1 pseudogene is annotated in these 1088 nt (G+C 74.2%); it reads right to left on the bottom strand.

The window, feature by feature from the left end:
• Positions 1–971: pseudogene (gene xylB / locus FUT87_RS03810) on the bottom strand (xylulokinase); the annotation flags it as partial.
• Positions 972–1088 lie beyond the last annotated feature (117 nt).

Here is a 1088-nt window from a genome sequence, read left to right as displayed (position 1 = left end):
CGATCTCCTCGAGCAGCGCCGCTTCCGTCGTGCCGCTGAGCTGGCAGAACCAGCGCAGCGCGCTGGCGGCGGTCAGCATCACGCTCATCTGGTGCCAGCGCTGCGGCAGCGCATGGCAGAAGGCATGCACCGCGGAGGCGGGGTTCGGGCGGAAGCGGTCGTTGACGACGAACAGCACGCCCGAGGTGCCCATCGACACGAAGCCGCTGCCGGCGCGGTGGCGCCGATGCCGATCGCGCTGGCCGCGTTGTCGCCGGCGCGCCCGCCACGACCACGTCGCGGGCGACGCCCCAGGCATCGGCCAGCTCGGCGCGCAGCACGCCGGAGGGCGCGTTGCTCTCGACCAGTCGCGGCATGTGGGCGCGCGTCAGGCCGGTGGCGGCCAGCAGTTCATCGGACCAGTCGCGGCGCGCCACGTCCAGCCACAGCGTGCCGGCGGCGTCGGACGGATCGCTGACCTTCTCGCCGGTCAGCAGCAGCCGCAGGTAGTCCTTGGGCAGCAGCACGCTGCGGACGCGGTCGAAGCGTTCCGGCTCATGCTTGCGAACCCACAGCAGCTTGGGCGCGGTGAAGCCGGGCATCGCGAGATTGCCGGCGATGGCGTGCAGGTTGGGCGCGGCGGCGGTGAGTTCGTCGCACTCGGCGTGGCTGCGGCCGTCGTTCCAGAGGATGGCCGGGCGCAGCACCCGGTCCTGGCCGTCGAGCAGCACGGCGCCGTGCATCTGGCCCGACAGGCCGATGCCGCGCAGCCGCGCGAAGGCGGCCGGCGCGCTGCCGCGCAGCTGCTCGATCGCGCGGGTGGTGGCGGTGGACCAGTCGGCCGGATCCTGCTCCGACCACAGCGGCGCGGGCCGCGACACGGTCAGCGGTGCGGCCGCGCGGCCCACCACGGCGCCGCTGCCGTCGATCAGCAGCAGCTTGAGCTCGGAGGTGCCGAGGTCGATGCCGAGGAAGGTGTCGTCGCGGCTCACAGTGCGGCTTCCTGGTCCTGGCCTTCGCTGTCGGCCGGGGCCGTGGCGTTGGCGCGCCCGACGCCGATGGTCGGCAGCTGCGGGCGGGTGACGCGATGACGGGCCAGCGCCGCGGCG

It is taken from the genome of Mitsuaria sp. TWR114, from assembly GCF_007997345.1.
The sequence above is the reverse complement of the archived record's forward strand: the minus strand, read 5'-3'. Positions and strand labels throughout refer to the sequence as shown.